The sequence below is a fragment of the Leifsonia sp. PARNA 1/14 genome, from assembly GCF_055720965.1.
In genome coordinates this window covers 84,020-109,024 of the sequence record NZ_JBVQSP010000004.1, presented here as the reverse complement: position 1 = coordinate 109,024, position 25,005 = coordinate 84,020, and the positions used below count along the sequence as shown (strand labels likewise).

Here is a 25,005-nt window from a genome sequence, read left to right as displayed (position 1 = left end):
GCCCCTGGGCGGTTCCTGTGACCTGTTCAGGGGTCACCTGGGAGGAGGGGTCAGATCAGGAGGTCGCGGACGAGCGCCGATTCGATCATGGGCTCGAGCGATTTCGCGTAGGTCTGGGTGAGGTGGTGGCGGTCCTTGTAGACGACCACGCCGCCGATCACGACCGGGCACGACGTCGGCGTGCACAAGTACGGGTTGAGGTCGAGGACGGTCACGCCCGTGACGCCGTTCGCGGCCGCGAGCAGCGGTTGCGAGCGCCCGTCAAGCGCACTGGCGCGCGGCGTCGCGCACGCCTGCGACTGCTTCTCCGGGTGCGCCGCCACGCAGTCGGGCACATCCTGAGCCTGGTACGGCGTATCCGCCATGACGAGGACCTTGGCGCCGGCCGCGACGAATGCGTTCAAGGAGTCCCGGTGTGCAGCCACCTGCTTGTCGTCCGGATCCATCGACAGACTCACCGCGGTGTAGCCGGCGGGCACCAGAGCGGCATCCACCACCAGGGCGGGCTTGAGCGCGACGATGCTCGGGATCGAACCGGTGACCCAGTCCATGCAGTCCCGGTTCTCCAGCCCCTTCGTGAACACCGCGGTCTCCGCCATGGGGCACGACGGCTTCACGTAGGTGACGAGTTTCATGTGCTTCGCCTTGGCGATGGCGTCGAACGGGGCGACCCACTGCCGGGCGTGCGAGTCACCGACGACCACGATCGAGCGGTCGCCCCCGGGGTCGCCGTACAGGCACGAGATGCCGTCGGAGATGTGCTCCAGCTGTTTGCCGCCCTCGCAGGTGCCGCTCTCGACGGGGTGCGCGTCGCTCTTGGCGAACGTCGGATCCGCCGGCGGCATATCGTCGGGCGAGCATTTCGCGTTCGGAGCCATCGACATCGCGCCGAAGCAGTCATGGTGCTGGACGGAGGCGGCGAGCACCGCGGAGGCCGCCGCACGGGCCTGCGCCCTGGCCGTCGCGGTGAACCCGGTCGCCACCACGAGCACCGCGACCACTCCGACCCATGCGGTGCCGAGGGTGATGGCGTGCTGGTACCGATGCTTGATGCCGAGGAAGGGGTCTTCCACGAAGTACTTGGACGCCGCCGCGAGCGCCACGGAGACGCCGACGAGCACGAGCTTCTGCACCCCGGTCGGAGCGTGCCCGACGATGAACGGGAAGAGGATGATGATCGGCCAGTGCCACAGGTAGAGGGAGTACGAGACGCCTCCGAGCCACTGGACCGGCTTGATGCGGTAGACGGCGCCGAGGGCGGTGGAGGGCATCCCGGCCCACAGCACGAGCAGCGTGCCGACGACCGGGACGGCCGCCCAGACCCCGGGGAAGGCCAGTTGTCCGTTCATCAGGACGCCGCAGCCGGCGATCACGACCATTCCGGCGAGCGAGACGCCGGTGCGCACGCCGACAGGCGCGCGCCAGCCCAGGTAGGCCAGGAGGCTTCCGGCCAGGAACTCCCACGCCCGGGTGCCGGTCGAGAAGTACGCCACCGAGTGGTCGGTCGTGGTCAGGACCACGGAGTAGACGAGCGACGCGACGAAGCCGATGGTGAGGCACCAACCGACCGCGGTGCGCCAGCGCTTGCGCAGGACGACGATGGTCAGGATCAGCAGCAGGGGCATCACCACGTAGAACTGCTCTTCGACGGAGAGCGTCCAGAAGTGCTGCACCGGCGACGCCTGGTTGTTCGCGGCGAGGTAGTCGACCGAGTTGGCGGCCAGCAACCAGTTCTGCACGTACAGGGTGGCCGCGACGGCTTCGCTGTAGAACTGGGACCACAGCTGCTGGGGCACCCACGCGGCGATCGCCAGCGACACCGTGACCGTCACCAGTAGAGACGCAGGCAGCAGTCGCTTGGCACGTCGCAGCAGGAAGTGCCCGTACCGGATGCGGCCGGTGCGGCCGGCCTCCCGCAGCAGATTGCCCGTGATGAGGAAGCCGCTGATGACGAAGAACACGTCGACGCCGACGAAGCCTCCGGGCAGGCGCAGAGGGAAGAAGTGGTACGTGACGACCAGTCCGACCGCGATGGCGCGCAAGGCTTGGATCTCGGGGCGCAGCCTGCGGGTACGGCTCGGGGAGGAGGCGCTCATCGTCTCCCTTCCTGCTACCGAACCGTGGACCGTCGTTCAGTCTAAACCGACCGAAACTGGGAAGATTCACACAGCGTGTGCCTCGTTCTGGGGGTCAGTTGTTCGGGAGGTCAGCTCCCGGGTTTCGGGGAGGCGGGAGCAACCGCCTGCTTCACCAGCTGGTGGATCGCCGTGTAATCCGGGTCGGTCGGGTCGATCGCGGGCGGCACCAACTCCAGCTTCGCGACCGGTTGTGTGCGCGTCTTCATGCCGAGGTCGACGAAGTAGCCGAGCATCGACTGCGGGATGTCGGTCTTCATGACCTGGGCGCCGGCCTTCGCGATGTCCTGGAACTTGGTCACCACGTTGAGCGGGTTGAACTGCCTGAGGATGGCGTCCTGCAGCTGGCGCTGGCGCGCCATGCGGTCGTAGTCGCTGGTGCCGTGCCGGGCGCGGGCGTACCACTGGGCGTGGTACCCGTCCATGTGATGCTTGCCCGGCCGGATCCACTCCACGACGCCGTTGAGGTTCTCGTCACCGCCGATCGGCACCTTCTCGCTGACGGTGATGTCCACGCCGCCGAGCGCGTCGATGAGGTCGGCGAAGCCCTGCATGTCGATGAGGACGTAGTACTGGATCGTCAGCCCGGTCGCACCCTCCAGGGCGTCCCGCATCGCCTCGATGCCCGGTTCGCTGCCCTGTTTCTTCGCGTTCGGGTACAGGTCGGTCTTGTACAGCTCGACCTCCGTGTAGATGGAGTTGAGCTGGCAGACGTCGACGTCGCACTTGTCGTGATACCCGTAGCCGTCGGGATAGAGGGTCCGCAGCGGCGACTTCGCCGAGAACGGCACGGGGTTCAGGTCGCGCGGGAGGCCGATCGTGACCGCCTTTCCCGTCGCCGCGTCGATGCTCACGACCGACATGCTGTCCGGGCGCAGGCCCTCACGGTCGGGTCCGGCGTCGCCGCCGAGCAGCATGATGTTGTACCGGCCGTCGACTGGAGGCGCGGACGGCCCTGCGGCGAAGATGTCGCCCAGCGCCCCGCGCGCGGAACCGGCGACCGACGACCCGTACGCCGCAGTGCCCGCCAGTCCGACGAGCACGACCACGGAGAACGCCGCGATCCAGCCGCGCGCGTCCGACCGCGCTTTCACCAGGCGAACCAGCCGCAGCGTGTCCAGCGTCAGCACGACCCACAGCACGGCGTAGGCGATGAGCAGGAGCTGGAGGACGGTCAAGCTGCCGGTCTGCGTCGCGAAGGTGTACAACGACGACGGCGCGACCAGCATCAGCACCAGGGCGACCAGAGCGAGTGCCCAGAGCAGCAGTGTTGCGAGGATGCCGACGCGGGCGAGCACCCGGTTGCCCGCGACCAGCTGCGGCGTGCCGGGGAAGACGACGTTGAGGCCGACGAGCCACCAGCCCCGCGCGGTCATCTCACCCGGCGACGACAGGTCGGGGTGACGAAGGACGGTCGCCGAACTCATAGTTTCGACTTCAGCGCCCGGTTCTTCTCCTCGACGCTCGCCTCCAGGTCGGCGGCGAACCGGGCCAGTGCGGTCGAGAGGGCAGGGTCGGCGGTCGCGAGGATCTTGACGGCCAGCAACCCGGCGTTGCGGGCGCCCCCGATCGAGACGGTAGCAACCGGCACGCCGGCGGGCATCTGCACGATGGACAGCAAGGAGTCGAGGCCGTCCAAGCGCGCCAGCGGCACGGGTACGCCGACCACCGGGAGGGTCGTGACGGCGGCGAGCATACCGGGCAGGTGGGCGGCGCCGCCCGCGCCGGCGATGATGACGCGGACGCCGCGGCCGGCGGCCTCCTTGCCGAAATCGATCATCTTCTCGGGCGTCCGGTGGGCGGAGACGACCTCCACCTCGTGGGCGACACCGAACTCGTCGAGCAGCCGGGACGCCTCCTGCATCACCGACCAGTCCGAGTCCGAGCCCATCACGACGGACACAAGGGGCTGCGAGGGGGCGGGCATGGCAACCACGATAGGGGCGGCACTCGGGCCCGGCGGGTTAGGCGCGCGGGAGGTCGCCAGTCACCCCTCGAAGCCGCTCACCCCTCGAAGAACGCCGCCGCCGCCCGCGCGCTGTAGACGACGTCGTCGAGGTCGTCGCCCGTGACGGTCACGTGGCCGACCTTGCGGCCGGGGCGCGGCGCCTTGCCGTAGCCGTGGAACTTCGCCTCGGGGTGCGCCGCCAGGGCCGCCGGATAACGGTCCTGCAGAGTCCCATCGGCGGGGCCGCCGAGGATGTTGACCATCACCGACCACTCCTCGCGCAGCGCGGTGGAGCCGAGTGGCAGGTCGAGGACCGAACGGAGGTGCTGCTCGAACTGGCCGGTCACCGCGCCCTCGATCGACCAGTGGCCGCTGTTGTGCGGCCGCATGGCCAGCTCGTTGACCAGCACGCGGCCGTCGGTGGTCTCGAAGAGCTCGACGGCCAGCACCCCGGTGACCCCGAGACCCTCTGCGACGCGCGTCGCGATCTCGGCCGAGACCAGGGCGACCCTGCCCGTGGAGCCGGGAGCCGGGGCGATCACCTCGGCGCAGACGCCGTTCTTCTGCACGGTCTCCACGACCGGCCACGACGCGATCTCGCCGGAAGGCCGGCGGGCGACCAGCTGGGCGAGCTCGCGCCGGAAGTCGACGAGCTCCTCCACCAGCAGTGCGCCGCCGCGGCCGTCCTCGGCGAGCGCCAGAAACCAGTCGTCGGCGCCGGAGGCCTCCGTCACCACGCGGACGCCTTTGCCGTCGTATCCGCCGCGAGCGGTCTTGACGACCGCGCGGCCACCGTGATCCGCCAAGAAGGCGCCCAGCTCGTCCGCGGACTCCACTGCGGCCCAGTCGGGCACGGGGAGGCCGAGCTCGCTGAGCTTCGAGCGCATCTGCAGCTTGTCCTGCGCGTAGAGCAGGGCATCCGGCCCGGGGTGCACGGGGATCCCGCGCGACACCAGCTCGCGCAGGATCGCCGGAGGGACGTGCTCGTGATCGAACGTCACCACGTCGACGGTCTCAGCGAAGGCGAGCACGGTGTCGAGGTCGCGGTAGTCGCCGACGCCGGTGGCCGCGAGGTCGGCGCTCATCCCCTCGGCCTCCTCGAGGACGCGGATGTCGATGCCGAGAGCGACCGCCGGTGGGATCATCATCCGCGCCAGCTGGCCGCCGCCGATGACTCCGATCGTGTTCCTGGCCATCTCCGATGTCTCTCCTCGATACTCTTCACACGCTGCGCGGGCAACTCCCAGATATGGCCGCACCGGCTCGCGTAATGTGGCGAACGCACTCCTATCTTCCCGCATCCCTTGGCTGGAGCATGACGACCGAGACGAACGCCACGGCGAGCAAGGCCCGCCTCCTCCCGCAGCTGATCAAGTTCGGCGCGGTGGGTGCTGTGGGCTTCGGCGTCAATCTCGTGGTCTTCAACGTGATGCTGCTGATCGTGCTGCGCAATGTGCACCACGCCACGATCTACTCGACGATCATCGCCACGGTCATAGCGATCCTGACCAACTGGATCGGCAACCGGTACTGGGCGTTCTCGGGCCAGCGTCAGCAGAACGCCGCCCGCGAAGGCGTCGAGTTCTTCGTCGTCAGCCTCGCCACCGGCACCGGGATCCCGCTGCTGTGCATCTGGGTGTCGCACTATCTGCTGGGCCTCGCGAACCCCGTCGCCGACAACATCTCGGCGAACGTCGTCGGGCTGGCGCTCGGGATGCTGTTCCGGTTCGCGCTGTACCGCTGGTGGGTCTTCTCCCCGGCCCGTGCGGAGCGCAAGAAGTCGGCTGCTGTGGAGGCCGGGTCTGCGCCGCGGACGGAGCCGGCGACGGCGACGGGGCCGACGACAGGCTCGACGCTAGCGCGAACCCCAGACGGTGGTCTCGTCGGAGACTGACTCCGACTGCTGGCGGCGCACCGCGACGATCGTCTGCGCGTGCTCCATCAGCTCGCTCAGCGCGCTCTGCACCTGATCGGCCTTCGGCACGTCCCTGAGCACCACCGGGTGGTCGAGGCCGGAGTTGATCCGCACGTCGCCCGAGCGGAACATGCTCTGCAGCCAGGTGCGCTTCACCGCCACGTCGTAGCCGCGGCTGTGCAGCAGCTCCTGGCGCACGCGCACGAAGAACCCGTGGCGCAGGATGAGCCTCCGGGTCGTGATCGTGTACCGGCGGCTCAACCAGACCGCGAGCGGGAGCAGGAACAGCAGGAGCGTCGCGACGGCGGCGGCCGACCAGAGCAGGACGACCTCCCACACCTCGGACACGCGCCCCGCGAAGTAGCCGACGCCGCCGGCGACCGCGATGAGCGCGAGGCTCGGCCAGAAGAGCGCGCGGGCGTTGGACCGGAGACGGGCGATGACCCGCTCCGGAGGCGGCGCGGGCGGACCCTCCGGCGTACTGCTCATGTCTCCCATTAATACCGCAGGTGCGTCACGTCGCCCGCCGCCACCGCGGTGGTCCCCGCATCCGACTCCACGATCAGCCGACCGGTCTCGTCGATGGCCGTCGCGGTGCCGAGCAGGACGTCGCCGCCCGGCAGCTCGACGCGCACCGAGCGGCCCAGGGTGTGGCAGGCCTCGGCGACCTCGTCGCGCAGCGCGCTGGTGATCGGGTCGCCTCCCGCCGCCACGAACTCGCGGTAGAGCACGCTGAGCTGGGTCAGGTAGGCGGCGAGGACCGCGTCGGGGTCGACGTCGGTCGCGCCGGCCAGGGTGAGCGACGTGGAGGTCGGTGTCGGCAGCTCATCGCGCTCGAGCGTGAGGTTCACCCCGGCGCCGACGATCACGCCGTCCATCCCCGGCAGGAGCTCCGAGAGGATCCCGCACACCTTCGCCTCGTCGATCAGCACGTCGTTGGGCCACTTGACCGACACGCCACGGCTCGTGAAGCCGCCGAGCGCGCGGCTCATCGCCACGCCGGCGAGCAGCGGGAACCAGCCGAGCGCCTCCGGGGCGAGCCCCTCCGGGCGCAGCAGCACCGAGATGGCCAGCGACTTGCCGGGGGGCGAGACCCAGACCCGGCCGAGCCGCCCGCGGCCTCCGGTCTGGTTGTCGGTCACGACGACCGCGAGATCGGGCAGGTCGCCCGCACGCGACTGCAGCACGTCGTTGGTGGAGGCGGCTTCGGGGAGCACCTCGAGGACGGGGACGACGGCTCGGCTGCGGCGGAAGCTCATTGCTCAATTCTGCCAGCGAACCCACCCGGATTTGTAGGATTCCGTAGACGGCATCGCCGTTCGGCTGGAAGGTAGAGTGAACGGCGTGACCGACACCGAAGCACGTCAGACCCCCGATCCCTTCACGACCGCCGGCAAGCTCGCCGACCTCAAGGAGCGGTTCCACGAGGCCGTGACCGCGAGCGGCCAGGCCGCCGTCGAGAAGCAACACGCCAAGGGAAAGCTGACCGCGCGCGAGCGCATCGACCTCCTGCTCGACCAGGGCTCGTTCGTCGAGTTCGACGAGTTCGTGCGCCACCGCACGCACGCATTCGGCATGGAGGCGAAGCGACCGTACGGCGACGCGGTCGTGACGGGCGTCGGCACCATCCACGGCCGCAACGTCGCGGTCTTCAGCCAGGACTTCACCATCTTCGGCGGCAGCCTCGGCGAGGTGGCTGGCGAGAAGATCATCAAAGTCATGGACCACGCCATCAAGACCGGCGTGCCGATGATCGGCATCCTCGACTCCGGCGGCGCCCGCATCCAGGAGGGCGTGGTCGCGCTCGGCAAGTACGGCGAGATCTTCCGCCGCAACACCGCCGCCTCCGGCGTCATCCCCCAGATCTCCATCGTGATGGGGCCGGCCGCGGGCGGCGCCGTCTACTCCCCCGCGCTCACCGACTTCGTGATCATGGTGGACAAGTCCAGCCACATGTTCGTCACCGGCCCCGACGTCATCAAGACGGTCACCGGCGAGGACGTCGGCTTCGAGGAGCTCGGCGGCGCGCTCACCCACAACAAGATCTCCGGCGTCTCGCACTACCTCGCCAGCGACGAGGAGGACGCGCTCGACTACGCCCGCAGCCTCCTCAGCTACCTCCCGCAGAACAACCTGGCCGAGCTGCCGGTGTTCGAGTCGGAGCCGGAGCTGGAGATCACCGACGCCGACCGCCGGCTCGACACGATCATCCCCGACTCGCCCAACCAGCCGTACGACGTGACGACCATCATCGAGGGGATCGTCGACGACGGCGAGTTCCTCGAGGTGCAGCCGCTCTTCGCACCGAACATCGTGATCGGGTTCGCGCGCGTCGAGGGCCGCTCAGTGGGCATCGTCGCCAACCAGCCGAGCTCGATGGCGGGGACGCTGAACATCGACGCGGGCGAGAAGGCGTCCCGCTTCGTGCGCTTCTGCGACGCGTTCAGCATCCCGATCCTCACGCTCGTCGACGTTCCCGGCTACCTGCCCGGCACCGACCAGGAGTGGACCGGCGTCATCCGGCGCGGCGCCAAGCTGCTGTACGCGTATGCCGAGGCCACTGTGCCGCTCGTCACGATCATCACTCGCAAGGCCTACGGCGGCGCGTACATCGTCATGGGTTCCAAGCAGCTCGGCGCCGACATGAACCTGGCATGGCCGACCGCAGAGATCGCGGTGATGGGCGGCCAGGGCGCGGTCAACATCCTCTACCGCGGCGAGATCAAGCGCGCAGAGGAGGCGGGCGAGGACGTCGCCGCCGTGCGCGCCCGGCTCGCCAGCGAGTACACGTACAACGTGGCGAGCCCGTTCCTCGCCGCGGAGCGCGGAGAGCTCGACGGCGTCATCGAGCCGGCCGCCACGCGCATCTCGGTCATCAAGGCGCTGCGGGCGCTGCGGACCAAGCGCGCGGCGATGCCGCCGAAGAAGCACGGGAACATCCCGCTGTGAGCGGCGCCCACGCAGCGTCGGCGGACCCGTCCCCGCTCGACCCGTCCCAGTTGCGGTTCCTCACCAAGGGCGTGACGCCCGAGGAGATCGCGGCTGTCACGGCCGTGCTGGCCACGGCCGCCGCCGAGGCCGCCGCGGCAGCACGCGACGCGAGGCCGCAGCAGGGTCCAGACGGCTGGGAGCGCACGCAGCGCAGCCTCCGCCGGCCACTCGAACACGGCCCAGGGGTCTGGCGCTCGTTCTCCGGCTGAACCCCGAGTGGCGCCGGTTTCGACCCCTGTTGTACCCCGATCGGGGAGGCCCCCACTCGTGGGGCACGGAAGAATTCGCCACAATCCGCCACAGCGCCCTTTCGGTGACCTCGGAGCTGTCCCCCTGGGTCCCCCAAAATGACGACTATGTATTTCTCCGACGACCCGACAATATTGTTGTTGCTAGGTGTCTCTCCTCGTGAGTTACACCGCCAATCACTCGCCGACTAGGGTAAGCGGGCGAGTGCTTTGGGGGCGAGTCAGGGCGATATTCGGGTTGTCGCCCTGACTCGGGGTTTGAAAAGGGGTCGACAATTCGGGTGTCGGCCCCTTTCACCTCGTTAAGGGCGCCTTCGCCCTTCGCCGAGGGGCACGTAAACGCCCCTGAAACGGCGTTTTGAGGGCGTCTACGTGCCCCTCGATCGACGGCCGGTGTGCGCTCGCGCTCGTCAGCGGGTGGCGGCGACCAGGGGACGCGGGATCTCGAGCCAGAGGTCGACCTCGTCGTCGTCCGAATCGGCTCCGAGAGCGTTCGCGGCGCCGTCGTCCGACATGCGGAGGCCGACGACCGTGACCGCCGTCTTGGACGACCGCGGCACCGTGCGCACGATCAGCTTGTCGGTCGTGGTGCCGCGGATCGCATCGGCCAGACGGCGGAGGACGGCCTCCAGCCCGCTCTGATCCAGGTCGTCGATTCCACCCTCGTCGAGCAGGCTCACCACCACGCCGCGCCGGCGAGCGTCCATCACCTCGCGCCGCACATCGTCGTTGAGCAGGCGCCGGCCACGGATCTCGTCGCGGATCGCGCCCTCCAGGTAGCGGCACTCGCGACGTTCGGCCTCGGTGAGGTCGCCACCGCGACGGACGATCTCGGCGAGCATCGGCGCGGCCACCCGGTAGGTCTGCCGAAGCCGGAGCTGGCGCTCCATCACATGCGCCTCCTGCGCCGCCTGCCACTCGGTGGCCTCGCGCTCGGCCCGCGCGAACTGCAGGGCGTCGCGGCCCGCCTTCGCCAGCGACCCGGAGATCACGACGGCGACACCGACCCAGACGACGGAGCCGATCACGCCGAGCCCGGCGAGCGCGCCCGGGCCCGCCCAGACGACCGTCTGCACTGCGAGGAAGCCGACGCCGACCCACGCCACGAACTGCTGACGGCGAACCGCGGCGATCGTCATGAGCGTTCCGACCGCGGCGACGTACCAGGTGGCGTAGCCGTTGTCTTTCGCCGGGTTCAGCTCACTGGTGACCAGGATCGGGATGACGACGCAGACGGCGAGATCGAAGGCCGCGAGCCACAGCGGCATCTTGGTGGGGCTCGTCGGCCACAGGCTGATGACCGTCGCGACGGCGTAGAGCGTCATCGCCACGATCGCCGGGCCGGGAGCGCCGGGAATCGACAGCGACGACAGCGCGAGGAACAGGTGGTAGGCCGAGAACAGCGCTCCGAGCCCCAGGAAGAGCAGCCGGTTGAGCGTGATCATCCCGCCGCCTCCTGTTCGCGCTCCACGACCGAGCCGTGGTCGCCCGCCGGCCACACGATCGTGATGGTCGTGCCCTCGCCGGGAGCCGACACCACGGTCGCCCGGCCGCCGACCTTCGCCAGCCGCTCCCGGATGCTCACCCGCAGGCCGAGCCGCTCGGCCGGCACCTCGTCGGCGTCGAAGCCGCGGCCGTCGTCGGCCACGATCACCCTCACCGCGGCGCCGTGCTCGCCGCCGCGAACGGTGACACTGCGGCGCACCTCCTCGCCTCCGGCGTGCTGCATGCTGTTCACCATCGCCTGCACCGCCGCCGAGTAGACCGCTTCAGCGACGTTGACCGGGAGGCTGTGCAAGTCGTCCTCGTCGCGCGCGTCGACCGCGAACGGCGACGAGAACGCGCGTGCTGCGGTGACCAGCCGATCGGACAACTGCTCGACGCCGACCTGGCTCTGGTCCTCCGGCCCGGAGGCCTCGGCCGCGTGGAGGTGGCCGATCGCGTCGGCCGCCATCCGAGCGGCGAGCTCCTTCTGCTCCGGTGTGCGAGCGCTGGCCGCCGACAGCAGGGTCGTCAGGACGCTGTCGTGGACGATCGCGTCGACCTGCACGCGCTCCACCTCGGTGGCGTGCTGGCGCACGGCGTTGCCGTACTTCGCGAGCGCCTGGCTCTGGGCGACGTCGACCGCGGTGGCCGCCTGCCGCATCATGGCGATGATCGCCAGGATGACGCCGCCGAGGATGATCGCGTAGACCGCGTCGAGTCCCGCGAGCTCGGCGCCGACGCCGCCGCCGGCGGGCAGAGCACGCACCACTCCGTAGGCGATCGGCGTGAGGAAGGTGTAGGCGATCGCCAGCCACAGCGGATACGCGACGGCGGCGAATGCCGTGAACACGGAGCAGAGGAACCAGACCCACGGCTTGTCCGAGGCGAACGCCGACGGGTTCGAGACCAGCAGCGGCCACGTGACGATGGCGGCGAAGTAGACGATCGACAGGACGCCCATCGTGATCTTGACGAACCGCTGCGCGAAGATCGCCAGGAGGACGGTGAACGCCAGGCCGCCGAAGACCAGCACCAGCACGACGGCCGCCCACGGGCTGCGCAACGCACCCAGTTGACCCAGCGCGGTCGGGAACGTCTGCAAGCCGAAAACGAGTCCGAACGCCGAGACCGTGCGGTCGGAGATGCGCTCGATCCGGGCGCGGCTCAGCGGATTGCGCGGCTTGGCCGCCTCGAGGGGGGCTCCCGGTGCGGAGCGCGGGAGGCTAGGAGCGGTCATTGCCCGTGTCGGGGTCGAGCCCAGGGAGGATGCCGTCCTCCACCGCGCGGCGGAGCAGGTCCACCTTGGTCGGCGCGGGCCGGCCGACCTCGACGTACTTCACCCGGATGCGGTCGAGGTACTCGCGCGCCGTCGAGTTCGCGATCCCGAGCTGAGCAGCGACCGCCTTGAGCGGCAGGCCGGAGGCGTACAGGTGCAGCACGTCGCGCTCACGACGGCCGAGCTGGGCCTTCGCGAAGTCGCTGTCGGCGTCGATCGCCGTCGCCCACTCCAGGTTGTTGAGCACGTCGCCCCGCGCGACCGTCTCGATCGCGTTCATGACCGTCGTGGTCGGGGACGACTTGGGGATGACGCCCGCGGCGCCGGCGGCGAGCGCCTCCCGCACACTGGCGACACGGTCGGCGATGCTGTGCACGAGTACCGCTGCCCCCGTCGCCTGCGCGCGCTTGACGTTGTCGGTCACCTTCGACCCGTCGCCCAATGAGAGATCCAGCACGACGACGTCGCACTCCTGCGAGCCGAGCTGCTCGACGAAGTCGTTCACCGTCGCGGCCGCGACGACCACCTCGTAGCCGGCGTCCTGACAGGCCGCCTTGAGCCCGAGGCGCACCGACTCGTGATCGTCGACGATTGAGACTCGCACCATGCTGACCATCGTAGTGTGCGACATGCACGGATACGGGCGATCACGGGGTCAGCGTGGCGACGGCCTCCACATGGTGGGTGTTCGGGAACAGGTCGAAGGCCCGGAGCGAGCGGAGCGGATAGCCGCGCTGGGCGAAGTAGGCGAGGTCGCGCGCGAGGGCGACCGGGTCGCAGGCGACGTAGACGATCTGCGCCGGACGCATCGACGCGATCGCCTCGACGACCTCGCGGCCGGCTCCGGAACGCGGAGGGTCGAGGACGACCGTGGCGGCGCGAAGCCGGGCGCGCTCGGCTGCCGTGGCCTCTGCCGCCAGCCCGGTCACGAAGTGCTCGACCCGCGCGGTGACCGCAGTGGCGCCGACCCAGTCGGCGAGGTTCTCCGCCGCGTCGTCGGTCGCCGCCTCGTCCGACTCGACCGACGTGATCCGCGTGGTCGGGCCGAAACGGTCGCCGAGCGCGGCGGCCAGGAGGCCGACGCCGCCGTAGAGGTCGAGGTTCGCCGCGCGCGGATCGAACAGGGCTTCATCGACCGCCGAGCGCACCGCCTCGGTGAGCGTGACGGCCGCCTCGCGGTGCACCTGCCAGAACCCGCGGGCATCGAGGCGGAACTCACGCTCCCCCACGCGTTCCCGGATCGGAACCGGACGGCGCCGTGGCCGCGGCGGGCGCGTGCCGCGCCGCCCGCGCTTCCCGTTCGGCTCCGGGAGGTCGTTCACGAGCACGTGCGCTGCCCCGAGCCCGGCGGCCACGACGTCGACCGACTCGGCGCCGGGGAAGCGCTGACCGAACGGCGTCGCCTCCTCGACCGCGGCGGTCGCCAGCGGGAGGCCGGTCACCGGGACCACCGTGTGGGTGCGGGCTGCATAGGGCCCGATCGTGCCGTCCCTGCCCACCTGCAGCCGCACCCGCGTGCGCCAGCCGGTGCCGTCGTCGGTCTCGCCGGGCACGGCCTCCACCATCAGCCGGCCGCCGTCGTGGCCGACCGCTGCGATGGTCTCCGGGTCGAGCCGGGCGGTGCGCTGCAGGGCGTCCTCGATCACGCGGCGCTTGAGCTCCCGCTGATGGTCGAGCCGGATGTGGCCGAACTCGGCGCCGCCCGCTCGCTGTCCAGGAGCGCGAAGCACCGACGCCGCGTCCCAGACGTGCTCGCGACGCTCAGCCGCCGGTTCCAGGACCTCCAGCAGCTCCGCCCGCCAGAACCGGTCGTGCGCGGTGTCGGCCACGCGGGCGCGCACGCGCTCGCCCGGCATGGTGTCCGGTACGAAGACGACCCGGCCCTCGTGCCTGGCGACGAACACGCCTCCGTGCGCGACATTGATAATGTCGAGTTCGACCTCGTCCTTCTGGGGCATCCATCGAGCATCCCACAGGTGAACATGCGCCTCTACCTCGCCTCCACCTCCCCCGCCCGCCTCGCCCTTCTGCGCGCAGCCGGCATCGAACCGGTCGTCGTGCCGTCGCACGTGGACGAGCCGGCGGCGGTCGCCGCGGCGGAGGCCGAGCACGGCCCGCTGTCGCCCCAGGCGATGGTGCAGTTGCTCGCCCGGCTCAAGGCGGAGGCCGTGCGCGGCACCCTCGACGGCGCCCCGATCGACGGCCTCATCTTCGGCGGCGACTCGGCTTTCGCGATCGACGACCGCATCCACGGCAAGCCGCACCTCCCCGAAGTCGCGCGCGAGCGCTGGCTCGAGCAGCGCGGTCGCACCGGCAGCCTCCACTCAGGGCACTGGCTCATCGACCACCGCGACGGCCGCGAGAACGGGGCCGTCGGCGCGACGGCGGTCGCGTCGGTCACGTTCGCCGAAGTCACCGATGCCGAGATCGACGCCTATGTGGCGAGCGGCGAGCCGTTGGAGGTCGCGGGCGCGTTCACGATCGACAGCCTCGGCGGCCCGTTCATCACCCGCGTCGAGGGCGACCCGAGCACCGTCGTCGGGCTGTCGCTGTCCACGTTGCGCGACCTGGTGCGCCGGCTCGGCGTGGAGTGGACCGAGCTCTGGAACCGGGCCTGACCTCCCGGCGACGGGCACGAGACGGTTCTCGCGCCACTTGTCGACTCTCTGAAGTCGCACCAATGCTTTTTTGTAGGGATCGTCCAAAAGCTGGTCCCGGTCCGGCAATAGGCTAGAGAACTGTGCCACGTATCTCGAAGGTCCTCATCGCCAACCGCGGCGAGATCGCCGTCCGCGTCATCCGTGCCGCGAAAGACAGCGGTATCGCCTCCGTCGCCGTCTACGCCGACCAGGATCGTGACGCGCTTCATGTGCGGCTCGCCGACGAGGCCTACGCACTCGACGGCTCGACGAGCGCGGAGACGTACCTCGTCATCGACAAGCTCCTGTCGATCGCCCGCCGCGCCGGCGCCGACGCCGTGCACCCCGGCTACGGATTCCTCGCCGAGAACGCCGACTTCGCCCGCGCCGTGATCGCCTCCGGCCTGACCTGGATCGGGCCGTCCCCCGAGGCCATCGAGCGCCTCGGCGACAAGGTATCGGCCCGTCACGTGGCCGAGAAGGTCGGCGCGCCGCTCGCCCCCGGCACCCTCAATCCGGTCGCCGACGCCTCGGAGGTCCTCGAATTCGTCGACCAGTACGGCCTCCCCGTCGCCATCAAGGCGGCCTTCGGCGGCGGCGGTCGCGGCCTCAAGGTCGCCCGCACCCGCGAGGAGGTCCCCGAGCTCTTCGACTCGGCGACCCGCGAGGCGATCGCCGCTTTCGGCCGGGGCGAGTGCTTCGTCGAGAAGTACCTCGACCAGCCGCGCCACGTCGAGACCCAGTGCCTCGCCGACGCGTACGGCAACGTGGTCGTCGTCTCCACCCGCGATTGCTCGCTGCAGCGCCGCCACCAGAAGCTCGTCGAGGAGGCCCCGGCGCCGTTCCTCAGCCCCGAGCAGCTCGACAAGTTGTACAGCGCGTCCAAGGCCATCCTCCAGGAGGTCGGCTACCAGGGCGCGGGCACCTGCGAGTTCCTGATCGGCAAGGACGGCACGGTGTCCTTCCTCGAGGTGAACACCCGCCTCCAGGTCGAGCACCCGGTGTCCGAGGAGGTCACCGGCATCGACCTCGTCCGCGAGCAGTTCCGCCTGGCCGAGGGCGGCGAGCTCGACTACGCCGACCCGACTCCGCGTGGCCACTCCTTCGAGTTCCGCATCAACGGCGAGGACGCCGGCCGCAACTTCATCCCCTCGCCCGGACCGGTGCACGTCTTCAAGGCGCCGGGCGGCCCGGGGGTGCGCGTGGACAGCGGCATCCAGGCAGGTGACGTCATCAGCGGCGCGTTCGACTCGATGCTGGCCAAGCTCATCGTCACCGGCGCCAGCCGCGAGGAGGCGCTGGAGCGCTCCCGTCGTGCGCTCGACGAGTTCGAGGTCGCCGGTCTGCCGACCGTGCTGCCGTTCCACCGCGCGATCGTGCGCGACCCCGCCTTCGCCCCGCAGGACGGCGAGCCGTTCTCCGTCTACACCCGGTGGATCGAGACCGAGTGGGCCGGCGGCATCGAGCCGTGGTCGGGCGAGCTGGGCGAGCAAGCCGCCGCCGAGCGCCGCAGCAACGTCGTCGTGGAGGTCGAAGGCAAGCGAATCGAGGTGTCGCTGCCCGCCCGCATCCTCAGCGGAGGCGCCGCGGCACCCGCTGCCGCCGCCGCACCGCGTCGCCGCACCGGCGCCCACGCCGTCGACACGGCCACCGGCGACTCGGTGACCGCGCCGATGCAGGCCACCGTCGTCAAGGTGGCGGTGACCGACGGAGACGAAGTCGTCAAGGGCGACCTCGTTCTGGTGCTGGAGGCCATGAAGATGGAGCAGCCGCTGACCGCGCACAAGGACGGCACCGTCGCCGGCATCAACGCGGCGGTCGGCGAGACGGTCTCGTCGGGCCACCTGCTCCTCAACATCGTCTGAGCTGCTGACCGGCTGAGCGGTCAGGCGTCCTCCATCACCTGTCGCAGGTGGGCGAGGAAGACCTGCTCGACGCCGTCCTTCGCCGGGCTGCCGCGCAGGAAGTGCGCCCAGTGGTCGTAGACGGCCATGGACTCGGCGGCGATGCCGGGATAGTCCGGGTCGTACCCCCCTGCGTAGGTCGCCGTCTTGAGCAGTTCGTCGCTGGGGACGTACCCGGGGATCTCGTTCGAGTAAGCGAGGAACCAGACGCCGTCGGATCCGCCGTTCTCCGCGCGGATCGCCACAGCGAACCCGGACACGACCTCCCCGCCGCTGAACAGCAGCACAAGGGGCTCGTCGCCGCCGATCGTCCACCGTTGCACGGGCAGCGGAACGGCGACCTCCAGGTTCGCCATCGGCGTGGTGTCGATCAGCTGTGTCATCCGGAGGGCGTGCCTGCGCTCGTAGCCGATGACCGCGACGTTCGTGCTGCGCGCGAGGTACTCTGCGCGGACGGCGGCGATGTTCCCGGGATCCAGGGTCACGTCCAGCGGGAGCGACACCTCGCCGTACGCGGCGGTGATCGGCCCGTTCAGTTCGCGGCCGGGGTCGGCGATCGCGTTGACGACCGTCGCCCCGAGATCGTTGCCGAACGTATCGACGTCGTCGAACGTCCCTGTCGCCGCCGGATTCTGGTCTCCCGCGGGCCCGGTGAGGAACTGGGCGAAACAATCCGTCCACTCCGCCTCGATGACGTCGATGGCCGGCCCGGGATAGTCCGGGTCGAACTGCGTCTGGCCACCGGCGGCGACCGGGTGGGCGCCGTAGCCGAAGAGCACGGCACGGGGTGTGCCGTCGGCGGCACGGGCGACGAGGCAAGGAACGTCCCGCTCCACGTACGCGAGACCTTCGCGGTTGAACGAGAAGTTCTCGTCGAGCACGACGTAGTCGAGCGTGCACGGCGTGCTGGGCGCGGCCTTCGTCTGCGCAACCAGGGTGGTGATCGTCACCACCAGCCAGGAGGTGTAGGTCGTGACCGAGGTCAGATTCTCGAGGTCGTAGGCGATGAACGGGTCCAGGCCCTCGACCAGCACCGGCCCGTTGTGCGTGTGCGTAGCGGTCAGCACGAAGTCCTCGGTCGGGATGCTGAGCGTGGTGGTGACGGCGGTGCGGATCTGCTGGTGGGTTTCGCGGCGGAAACCGAGCACGTCGACCGTGACGACGACGTGCGGAACCGCGTCCTCCCAGAGGATGGTGCACCGCGCGTACAGCGGATGGTTGGTCCCCGTCGCGAGCCGCGGCGAGTCCACTCCGTAGCCGGCCATCGGATACCCGACCGTCGGCGTGATGTCGATCTTGCCTGTCGAGACGGCGAACACCATGACGGCCCCCTTGCTCGCCCGCGGCCCGGCCCGATCCGGCCCCCGGCGACCACAGGGTACGACTGCGCCCGCACCCCCGGCAACCTACTCCGCCGACGTCGGCGCGGCCAACGGAGGATACACACGACATTCCACCCCGAACTCCTCCGTTAGCCCACACCGGGCGCGTCCAGCAGCAACTTCTCCTCCGTTGCCAACACCGCTTCGATCGTCGCGACGACGGCATCGGGATCCGCGAGCACAGCGCGGGCGGGGAATCGCAGGCGGCGTGCGCCTACGAGAGCGAGACCGGTGTCACGCGTCCGGTCCCGTTCGAACGCTGTGCGGTCGGAGTGGAACGCGAAGCCGTCGACCTCGACGTACAGCTGGCCGTCCACGCGCGCGTCCACCCGGCCGACCCCTGAAACCGCGACCTGCTGTTCAACGACGTGTCCGCGTGCCGTCAGCCTCTGCCGGAGGATCGACTCGACGCCCGAATCCGATCCGGGTCTCGCACGCTCTGCAAGAGACCTGGCTCGCGCGGACCGACCCGCGAAGATCCGGGCGAGGCCCGCCATCGTGACCGCTCGGGCAGAGAGCGCTGTGTCGAAGACCGCGACGGCCGTCTCCTCGTCGACGCAATCGGCGACCGCGCGGAGGCAGTCACCGATCGACACCCTCCAGAGTTCGGCGTGTTCCTCGTTCGGCTTCCAGTGCCGCACCGACTCCGGATCAGTTCTGCCCGCGTGAGCGTCCACCTGGAGGTGCAGCCGCCCGTCCAGACCGCCCCAGAGACCGTAGCTCCGGGCCGCGGACAGGCAGGTCAAACGGCCACCGGCTCTGAGGGCCGCGTACGCTTCCCCGGTCAATCCGGGAAGCGCATAGACCCCTCGGCGGGGGCGCACGACGCGGCCCGCGTCGGTCGCCGTCGTCAGCATCCGGTCGCCGATGCCGGCCACGCGGAGCTGGCGCCGCGTCGCTGCCCCGCCCCTGGCTCGGAGTTCTGCGTAGAGGTTCATACGGCCACCGTGTCGCACGGCCGCTGCGCGTCGGGGCCCCTGCGCGGATCTGTGGATAGCTCGACCACTCAAGGGCGGTTGGGAGTGGAGGAAATGCTGCTCGACGCGCCCGGGAATCGCGGTCAACGGAGGAGACCGGGGCCAGATCGGCCGAGAAGTCCTCCGCTGGCGACGGCGGCGGGCTAGCCGGTGGCCTCGGTGGGGTCGCCCTTGAGGTCGATGCTGATCTCGTCGGCGTCGAGGTTGCTGAGGGCGCCGGCGAGCACGTCGGCGCTGAAGGTGCCATCGTCGCGGGCGTCGAGCAGGGCATCCCTCTGGGCGCGGATGCGGAGCAGTCGCGCCGTCTTGTGCTGGTTGAAGGCCTCCGTGGTCCGCTCGCGGGTGTCTGGCAGCGGAACCTCCTCGCCGGCCTCGCGCAAGAGCTCCAGGAGCCGCGTGCGCTCCTCGCGCTCCGCCGCGGGGTCGGAGGCCGTCGGCTTGACGATCTTCAGCGCCAGCCCGAGCGTGCCGCCCTGCAGCAGCAGCGACCCGGCCGCCACCAGGAAGGCGATCAGCACCAGCACCGAGCGCCCGGGAGTGTTGCTCGGAAGGCTCTGGGCGGCCGCGACCGTGACGGCCCCGCGCATCCCGGCCCAGACGATGATCGAGCCCTCGCGCCAACCCAGCGGCGCGCCCGTGAAGTAGTCGATGTCGGCCAGCACCCGCCGCAGACGCGTGCCGAACCGGGCGATGTTCTCGACCGTCCAGGTCCGCTGCCGCTGCCGCTGGCGGCGCACCAGCCGGCCGCGCCAGCCCGACGGCGTCGCCCCGATGCTGTCGCGGGCGGAGGCTGCGGCGTCCGGCACGCCCGCCACCTTGGCCACCTCCGCGTGCGCGACGGCAGGGTCTGCGGCTAGCACCTCCGCGTGCGCGTCCGGATCCGCCACCGGATCCCCGGGCAGCTCAGGGAGCGCTTCGGGCGGCAGCGGCCCTTGCTCGAGGAGGCGCTGCGCGGCCTCCGGGTCCTGCAGCCGCTCCTGCAGTTTGGTGAGCGTCGGCCGCATGCGCGCCCGGCGGCGGCTGCGGCGCGCCAGCAGGGCCAGCAGCGGCGCCACGAACGCGGCCCGGACAAGGATGGTGAGCAGCAGCGCCGCCGCGGCGATGCCGACAGCGGGCAGCACCCCCGAATGGTCGTTCTGCACCTTCTGCACGATGCCGAACAGCTCGAGGCCCATCGTGAGGAAGATGATGCCCTCCAGCACGAGCTCGACCGTCCGCCAGTTCTGGGAGTCGGACAGCCGGTGCTCCGGGGAGAGCACCCGCGGCGCGCGGCTGCCGGTGATGAGGCCGGCCACGACGGCCGCGACGAGCCCGGAGGCTCCGAGCGCCTCGGCGGGGATCGACGCCAAGAACGGCACCGTGAACGAGATGACGGTGTTGACGGTCGCGTCCTTCACCCGCGCCCGCACGATCAGGTTCAGGCGTCCGACCAACCACCCGAAGACCACGGCGACGACCACCGAGTACAGGAACGACAGAGTGACCGCCCCGACCGTGAACGTCGCGACCGCCGCGGCCGCCACGGCCGCGCGCAGCAGCACGAGCGCTGTCGCGTCGTTGAGCAGGCTCTCGCCCTCCAGGATCGCGACCACGCGCGGCGAGACGCCCGCGCGCTTCACGATGCCGGTCGCGACCGCGTCGGTCGGGCTCACGATGGCGCCGAGCGCGACGCCCCAGCCGAGGCCGAGGCCCGGGATCACCCAGGCGAAGAACATCCCGAGCAGCACCGAGCTCACGATGACGAGCACGACCGACAGCCCACCGATCGCCCCGAACTCGCGACGGAAGTTCATCGACGGCATCGACACCGAGGCCGAGTACAGGAGCGGCGGAAGCACTCCCGCGATGATCCACTCCGGCTGGAGGGTGAGCGCCGGCACGAACGGGAGGAACGAGACGAGGATGCCGACGACCACCAGGATCAGCGGCGAGGCGACGCCGAAGCGCTGCCCGAAGGTGGTGGCTGCGGCGATGGTCAGCACGGCGATGACGCCGATGACCAGGATCTCCTCCATCCGCCCGGCCTCCGCCTAGAGCACGATGTGCATCGCGCGTGCAGCGTCTGAGATCGAGCCGGACAGCGACGGGTAGACAGTGAAGGCCCGGGCGACCTGATCGACGGTCAGCCGGTGCTCCACCGCGAGAGCGAGCGGGAAGATCAGCTCGGAGGCCCGCGGGGCGACGATGACGCCGCCGATCACGGTGCCGGAGCCGGTGCGCGCGAACAGCTTCACGAAGCCGTCGCGGATGCCGAGCATCTTCGCGCGCGGGTTCGACTTGAGGGCGAGCTTGTAGATGTCGCCCTGCGCGATGCCCTCCTCGATCTGCTTCTGGTTCCAGCCCACGGTCGCGATCTCGGGCTGGGTGAAGATGTTGCTCGTCACGTTGCGCAGCTCGATCGGGTTCACCGCGTCGCCCATCGCGTGGAAGACGGCCGTGCGGCCCTGCATCGAGGCGACGGAGGCCAGCGGGAGGAGGTCGGAGCAGTCGCCCGCAGCGTAGATGTTCGGGATGGACGTGCGGGCGACCCGGTTGACGCGGATGTGCCCGGACGGCGTGAGCTGCACGCCGGCCTCCTCGAGACCGATGCCCGCGGTGTTCGGGATGGAGCCGACGGCCATCAGACAGTGGCTGCCCTCCACGGTGCGGCCGTCGGTGAGGGTCGCGACGACTCCGGTCTCGGTGCGGACGACCGACTCGGCCCGCGACTTGGACAGCACCTGCATGCCGTTGCGCTTGAAGACGTTCTCGATGACGCGGGCGGCGTCGGCGTCCTCGCCCGGGAGGACCTGGTCGCGCGACGAGATGAGCGTGACCTTGGAGCCGAGCGCGGTGTACGCAGAGGCGAACTCGGCGCCCGTCACGCCGGATCCGACGACGATGAGGTGCTCGGGCACTGTGGCCAGGTCGTAGAGCTGGGTCCAGGTGAGGATGCGCTCGCCATCGGGCACCGCAGACGACAGGATGCGCGGGCTCGCGCCGACCGCGATCACGATCGTGTCGGCCTCCACCCGGTCGAAGTCGGTTCCGGAGGCTCCGGTGCCGGTCGAGACGATGATCGCGTTCTCGCCGTCGAGCCGGCCCTCGCCGGTCACGATGCGCACGCCTGCGCGGACGATCTCGGCCCGCATGTCCTCCGACTGCTGGCGCGCCAGCCCCATGAGGCGCTTGTTGACCGCCGCGAGGTTCACCGCGATCTCGGGTCGCACCGGCTTGCCACCCGCTCCGCGCGTGAAGAACTGCACGCCGAGGTCGGTCGCCTCGGAGATCGAGTTGGTGGCCTCCGCCGTCGCGATGAGGCTCTTCGAGGGGACCACGTCGGTGATGACGGCAGAGCCGCCGACGCCGGAGCGCTCCACGAGTGTGACGTCCGCGCCGAGCTGTGCGCCGGCGAGCGCCGCCTCGTAACCGCCGGGACCGCCGCCGAGGACGGCGATCCGCTGCTTCCGCTCGAATTCATAGGCCATAGCCATCATTCTTCCGTATCGGGATGCACCGATGCGCACCTTCGCCGACCCTGCACCCGGCGAGGCCGCTCAGTAGAGTGTGCTCATGCTCGAAACCACCCAGAACCCGCTCGACGACCGCGCCGCCGACCCGTTCGAGATCGCGCAGCAGGCGGCGGCGCAGCTCGCCGAGAAGACCGGGGTCGCGAAGCACGACATCGCCCTCACGCTCGGCAGCGGCTGGGGCAAGGCGGCCGACCTCGTCGGCGAGACCGTCGCCACCGTCCCCGCCCACGAGATCGTCGGCTTCAGCAAGCCGGCGCTCGAGGGCCACGTCGGCACCCTGCGCTCGATCCGCCTGCAGAACGGCAAGCACGCCCTGGTGATCGGCGCCCGCACGCATTACTACGAGGGCCACGGCGTGCGCCGGGTCGTCCACAGCGTCCGCACCGCCGCGGCCGCCGGAGCCGCCACGATGGTGCTGACCAACGGGGCGGGCGGCATCAAGGAGCACTGGAAGCCGGGCACCCCGGTGCTGATCAGCGACCACATCAACCTGACGGCCGACTCGCCGCTCGAGGGGGCGACCTTCATCGACCTCACCGACCTCTACTCGAAGCGCCTGCGCGACATCGCCCGCGCGATCGACCCGACCCTCGACGAGGGCGTGTACACGCAGTTCCGCGGCCCGCATTACGAGACGCCGGCCGAGGTGCAGATGGCCAAGGCGATCGGCGGCCACATCGTCGGCATGTCGACCGCTCTGGAGGCCATCGCCGCCCGGCAGGCCGGCATGGAGATCCTCGGGATGTCGCTGGTCACGAATCTGGCGGCCGGCATCCAGAAGACCCCGCTCAGCCACCAGGAGGTCATCGATGCGGGCCGGGAGGCCGAACCGGTGATCAGCGCCCTGCTGGCCCAGATCGTGGAGGCCCTGTGACTACGGAGACGACGCCCGACGACACCACGCAGCTGCTCGCCGACGCCCGCGCGTGGCTGGCGCAGGATCCCGACCCCGAGACCCGCGCCGAGCTCGAGTCGCTCGTCGTCGCGGCGCAGGCCGGCTCGGTCGAGGCTGTCGACGACCTCCACTCGCGCTTCGACACCCGGCTGGAGTTCGGCACCGCCGGGCTCCGCGGCGAGATCGCAGCCGGACCCAACCGGATGAACCGGGTGCTGGTGGCGCAGGCCGCCGCCGGGTTCGCCCGTTGGCTCCTGGAGCACGCGGAGGGCGAGCAGCCGTCGGTCGTCATCGGCTACGACGGCCGCAAGAACTCCGACGTCTTCGCCCGCGACACCGCCGAGCTGATGGCGGGGGCCGGGGTGCGCGCCGTGCTGCTGCCGCGCCTGCTGCCCACCCCGGTGCTGGCATTCGCCGTCCGCCATCTCGACGTGAGCGCAGGCGTGATGGTGACCGCGAGCCACAACCCGCCGAACGACAACGGCTACAAGGTCTACCTCGGCGGCGAGAACCACGGCTCGCAGATCGTCTCGCCGACTGACGCCGAGATCGCCGCGCACATCCTGGAGGTGGCGAAGGGCGATATCGGCGACCTCCCGCGCTCGGAGCAGTTCGAGATCGCGTCGCCCGACCTGGAGGCCGCCTACGTGGAGGCGACGGCCGCGGTCGCCACGACCTCGGCGCCGCGCGACGCCGTCGCGTTCGCATACACAGCGATGCACGGCGTCGGCTGGCGCACGGCGGAGGCCGTGTTCGAGCGCGTCGGATTCTCGCGCCCGGTGGTCGTCGCCGCGCAGCGCGATCCCGACCCGGCGTTCCCGACGGTGTCCTTCCCCAACCCGGAGGAGCCGGGTGCGATGGATCTGTCGTATGCGACCGGTCGCGACGCCGGCGTCGACCTGATCATCGCCAACGACCCCGACGCCGACCGGCTCGCCGTCGCCATCCCCGATCCCGCCTCCGCGGACGGCTTCCGTCGCTTGAGCGGCAACGAGGTGGGGGCGCTGCTGGGCTGGCGAGCGGCAGAGCTCGCCGAGCGCGCCTCGACCGACGGCGCGGCGTTCGGAGCGCTCGCCTGCTCCATCGTCTCGTCGCCCGCTCTCGCGGCCGTCGCCGCGGCGTACCGCCTCGACTTCGCCGATACGCTCACCGGCTTCAAGTGGGTGTCCCGCGCGCCGGGCCTGATCTACGGCTACGAGGAGGCCCTCGGCTACCTGGTGAACCCGCAGACCATCCGCGACAAAGACGGAATCTCGGCCGCCACGGCGTTCCTCGATCTCGCGAACGAGCTCGCGGCCTCCCGCCGGACCATCGCCGACCACCTCGAAGCGTTCGCCGAACGTTTCGGCTACTTCGCCAGCGACCAGATCTCCATCCGCGTCACCGACCTCTCCCGCATCGGCGAGATCATGGCGGCCCTGCGGTCGACTCCACCGAGCAGCCTGGGCGACGTCGCTGTCGACCACATCGACGACCTCCGCGACGGTTTCGGAGCCCTCCCGCCGAGCGACGTGCTGCGCATCGTCCTCGTCGACGGGTCGCGCGTGATGGTGCGGCCGAGCGGCACGGAGCCGAAGCTGAAGATCTACATCGACGCGTCGAGCGACCAGGGCTCGGTGGCGGAGCGGCGTGCGGAGGCGACGGGACGTGTCGCAGCGTTGGCGGAGGCGATGCAGGCTCTGACCGCCTGAGGTCCGG

21 protein-coding genes and 1 pseudogene are annotated in these 25,005 nt (G+C 70.4%); 7 read left to right on the top strand and 15 right to left on the bottom strand.

Annotated features, from left to right (window positions below; all coding sequences use genetic code 11):
• Positions 1-50: 50 nt before the first annotated feature.
• The 4 genes from AC0HS0_RS12155 to AC0HS0_RS12140 all read right to left on the bottom strand — a co-directional run bounded on the left by AC0HS0_RS12155 (position 51) and on the right by AC0HS0_RS12140 (position 5,384).
• A complete protein-coding gene (locus AC0HS0_RS12155; protein ID WP_472964281.1) occupies positions 51-2,096 on the bottom strand; it encodes an acyltransferase family protein in 2,046 nt (681 codons plus the stop codon).
• A gap of 110 nt (positions 2,097-2,206) precedes the next feature.
• Complete coding sequence (locus AC0HS0_RS12150; RefSeq protein WP_472964280.1) at positions 2,207-3,562, bottom strand: LCP family protein; 1,356 nt, start codon at positions 3,560-3,562, stop codon at positions 2,207-2,209.
• The gene (gene purE, locus AC0HS0_RS12145; RefSeq protein ID WP_472964279.1) at positions 3,559-4,062 is read right to left on the bottom strand and encodes a 5-(carboxyamino)imidazole ribonucleotide mutase; all 504 of its coding nucleotides are present in this window, start codon (positions 4,060-4,062) and stop codon (positions 3,559-3,561) included. The genes AC0HS0_RS12150 and purE overlap by 4 nt, the downstream gene beginning before the upstream one ends.
• A 77-nt stretch (positions 4,063-4,139) precedes the next feature.
• Complete coding sequence (locus AC0HS0_RS12140) at positions 4,140-5,384, bottom strand: 5-(carboxyamino)imidazole ribonucleotide synthase (RefSeq protein WP_472964278.1); 1,245 nt, start codon at positions 5,382-5,384, stop codon at positions 4,140-4,142.
• Positions 5,385-5,398: 14 nt separating this feature from the next.
• Here AC0HS0_RS12140 and AC0HS0_RS12135 point away from each other — a divergent pair, with 14 nt between their 5' ends.
• Positions 5,399-5,977: a GtrA family protein gene (locus tag AC0HS0_RS12135; protein WP_472964277.1), complete on the top strand. Its 579-nt coding sequence runs from the start codon at positions 5,399-5,401 to the stop codon at positions 5,975-5,977.
• Here AC0HS0_RS12135 and AC0HS0_RS12130 read toward each other — a convergent pair.
• Positions 5,939-6,487 carry a PH domain-containing protein gene (locus tag AC0HS0_RS12130; protein ID WP_472964276.1) on the bottom strand — a complete coding sequence of 183 codons (549 nt, stop codon included), beginning with the start codon at positions 6,485-6,487 and terminating at the stop codon, positions 5,939-5,941. The two genes, AC0HS0_RS12135 and AC0HS0_RS12130, sit on opposite strands and share 39 nt — an antisense overlap.
• Before the next feature lie 8 nt (positions 6,488-6,495).
• The gene (locus AC0HS0_RS12125; protein WP_472964275.1) at positions 6,496-7,257 is read right to left on the bottom strand and encodes a biotin--[acetyl-CoA-carboxylase] ligase; all 762 of its coding nucleotides are present in this window, start codon (positions 7,255-7,257) and stop codon (positions 6,496-6,498) included.
• A gap of 76 nt (positions 7,258-7,333) precedes the next feature.
• Here AC0HS0_RS12125 and AC0HS0_RS12120 point away from each other — a divergent pair, with 76 nt between their 5' ends.
• On the top strand, positions 7,334-8,947 hold the full coding sequence (locus AC0HS0_RS12120; RefSeq protein WP_472964274.1) for an acyl-CoA carboxylase subunit beta: 1,614 nt from the start codon (positions 7,334-7,336) through the stop codon (positions 8,945-8,947).
• Complete coding sequence (locus AC0HS0_RS12115; RefSeq protein WP_472964273.1) at positions 8,944-9,198, top strand: acyl-CoA carboxylase epsilon subunit; 255 nt, start codon at positions 8,944-8,946, stop codon at positions 9,196-9,198. The genes AC0HS0_RS12120 and AC0HS0_RS12115 overlap by 4 nt, the downstream gene beginning before the upstream one ends.
• A 449-nt stretch (positions 9,199-9,647) precedes the next feature.
• Here AC0HS0_RS12115 and AC0HS0_RS12110 read toward each other — a convergent pair whose 3' ends face one another.
• Genes AC0HS0_RS12110 through AC0HS0_RS12095 form a run of 4 tightly spaced genes read right to left on the bottom strand, consistent with a single transcriptional unit; the run spans position 9,648 to position 13,956 of the window.
• Positions 9,648-10,682 carry a hypothetical protein gene (locus tag AC0HS0_RS12110; protein WP_472964272.1) on the bottom strand — a complete coding sequence of 345 codons (1,035 nt, stop codon included), beginning with the start codon at positions 10,680-10,682 and terminating at the stop codon, positions 9,648-9,650.
• On the bottom strand, positions 10,679-11,959 hold the full coding sequence (locus AC0HS0_RS12105) for a sensor histidine kinase (RefSeq protein WP_472964271.1): 1,281 nt from the start codon (positions 11,957-11,959) through the stop codon (positions 10,679-10,681). The genes AC0HS0_RS12110 and AC0HS0_RS12105 overlap by 4 nt, the downstream gene beginning before the upstream one ends.
• The gene (locus AC0HS0_RS12100) at positions 11,946-12,605 is read right to left on the bottom strand and encodes a response regulator transcription factor (RefSeq protein WP_472964270.1); all 660 of its coding nucleotides are present in this window, start codon (positions 12,603-12,605) and stop codon (positions 11,946-11,948) included. Before AC0HS0_RS12100 ends, AC0HS0_RS12105 begins: the two co-directional genes overlap by 14 nt.
• Positions 12,606-12,645: 40 nt before the next feature.
• Complete coding sequence (locus AC0HS0_RS12095; protein ID WP_472964269.1) at positions 12,646-13,956, bottom strand: class I SAM-dependent RNA methyltransferase; 1,311 nt, start codon at positions 13,954-13,956, stop codon at positions 12,646-12,648.
• A 24-nt stretch (positions 13,957-13,980) separates the two neighbouring features.
• Here AC0HS0_RS12095 and AC0HS0_RS12090 point away from each other — a divergent pair, with 24 nt between their 5' ends.
• Together AC0HS0_RS12090 and AC0HS0_RS12085 are read left to right on the top strand one after the other, a co-directional pair.
• Positions 13,981-14,616 (top strand): Maf family protein, encoded by a 636-nt coding sequence (locus tag AC0HS0_RS12090; RefSeq protein WP_472964590.1) that lies wholly within the window; start codon positions 13,981-13,983, stop codon positions 14,614-14,616.
• A gap of 122 nt (positions 14,617-14,738) precedes the next feature.
• Positions 14,739-16,502 (top strand): acetyl/propionyl/methylcrotonyl-CoA carboxylase subunit alpha, encoded by a 1,764-nt coding sequence (locus tag AC0HS0_RS12085; RefSeq protein ID WP_472964268.1) that lies wholly within the window; start codon positions 14,739-14,741, stop codon positions 16,500-16,502.
• Between the two features lie 20 nt (positions 16,503-16,522).
• Here AC0HS0_RS12085 and AC0HS0_RS12080 read toward each other — a convergent pair whose 3' ends face one another.
• The 5 genes and pseudogenes from AC0HS0_RS12080 to AC0HS0_RS12060 all read right to left on the bottom strand — a co-directional run bounded on the left by AC0HS0_RS12080 (position 16,523) and on the right by AC0HS0_RS12060 (position 22,367).
• Positions 16,523-17,863: a hypothetical protein gene (locus tag AC0HS0_RS12080; protein ID WP_472964267.1), complete on the bottom strand. Its 1,341-nt coding sequence runs from the start codon at positions 17,861-17,863 to the stop codon at positions 16,523-16,525.
• 149 nt (positions 17,864-18,012) lie between these two features.
• On the bottom strand, positions 18,013-18,564 hold the full coding sequence (locus tag AC0HS0_RS12075; protein WP_472964600.1) for an endonuclease domain-containing protein: 552 nt from the start codon (positions 18,562-18,564) through the stop codon (positions 18,013-18,015).
• A 162-nt stretch (positions 18,565-18,726) separates the two neighbouring features.
• Positions 18,727-18,861: pseudogene (locus tag AC0HS0_RS12070) on the bottom strand (type IV toxin-antitoxin system AbiEi family antitoxin domain-containing protein); the annotation flags it as partial.
• Positions 18,862-19,043: 182 nt separating this feature from the next.
• Positions 19,044-20,915: a cation:proton antiporter domain-containing protein gene (locus tag AC0HS0_RS12065; protein WP_472964266.1), complete on the bottom strand. Its 1,872-nt coding sequence runs from the start codon at positions 20,913-20,915 to the stop codon at positions 19,044-19,046.
• 15 nt (positions 20,916-20,930) lie between these two features.
• The gene (locus tag AC0HS0_RS12060; protein ID WP_472964265.1) at positions 20,931-22,367 is read right to left on the bottom strand and encodes an NAD(P)H-quinone dehydrogenase; all 1,437 of its coding nucleotides are present in this window, start codon (positions 22,365-22,367) and stop codon (positions 20,931-20,933) included.
• 85 nt (positions 22,368-22,452) lie between these two features.
• On the opposite strand from AC0HS0_RS12060, the gene AC0HS0_RS12055 reads away from it, so the two are divergent.
• Both AC0HS0_RS12055 and AC0HS0_RS12050 read left to right on the top strand, forming a co-directional pair.
• Positions 22,453-23,286 (top strand): purine-nucleoside phosphorylase, encoded by an 834-nt coding sequence (locus AC0HS0_RS12055; protein ID WP_472964264.1) that lies wholly within the window; start codon positions 22,453-22,455, stop codon positions 23,284-23,286.
• Positions 23,283-24,998 carry a phospho-sugar mutase gene (locus AC0HS0_RS12050; RefSeq protein WP_472964263.1) on the top strand — a complete coding sequence of 572 codons (1,716 nt, stop codon included), beginning with the start codon at positions 23,283-23,285 and terminating at the stop codon, positions 24,996-24,998. Before AC0HS0_RS12055 ends, AC0HS0_RS12050 begins: the two co-directional genes overlap by 4 nt.
• Positions 24,999-25,005: the final 7 nt, after the last annotated feature.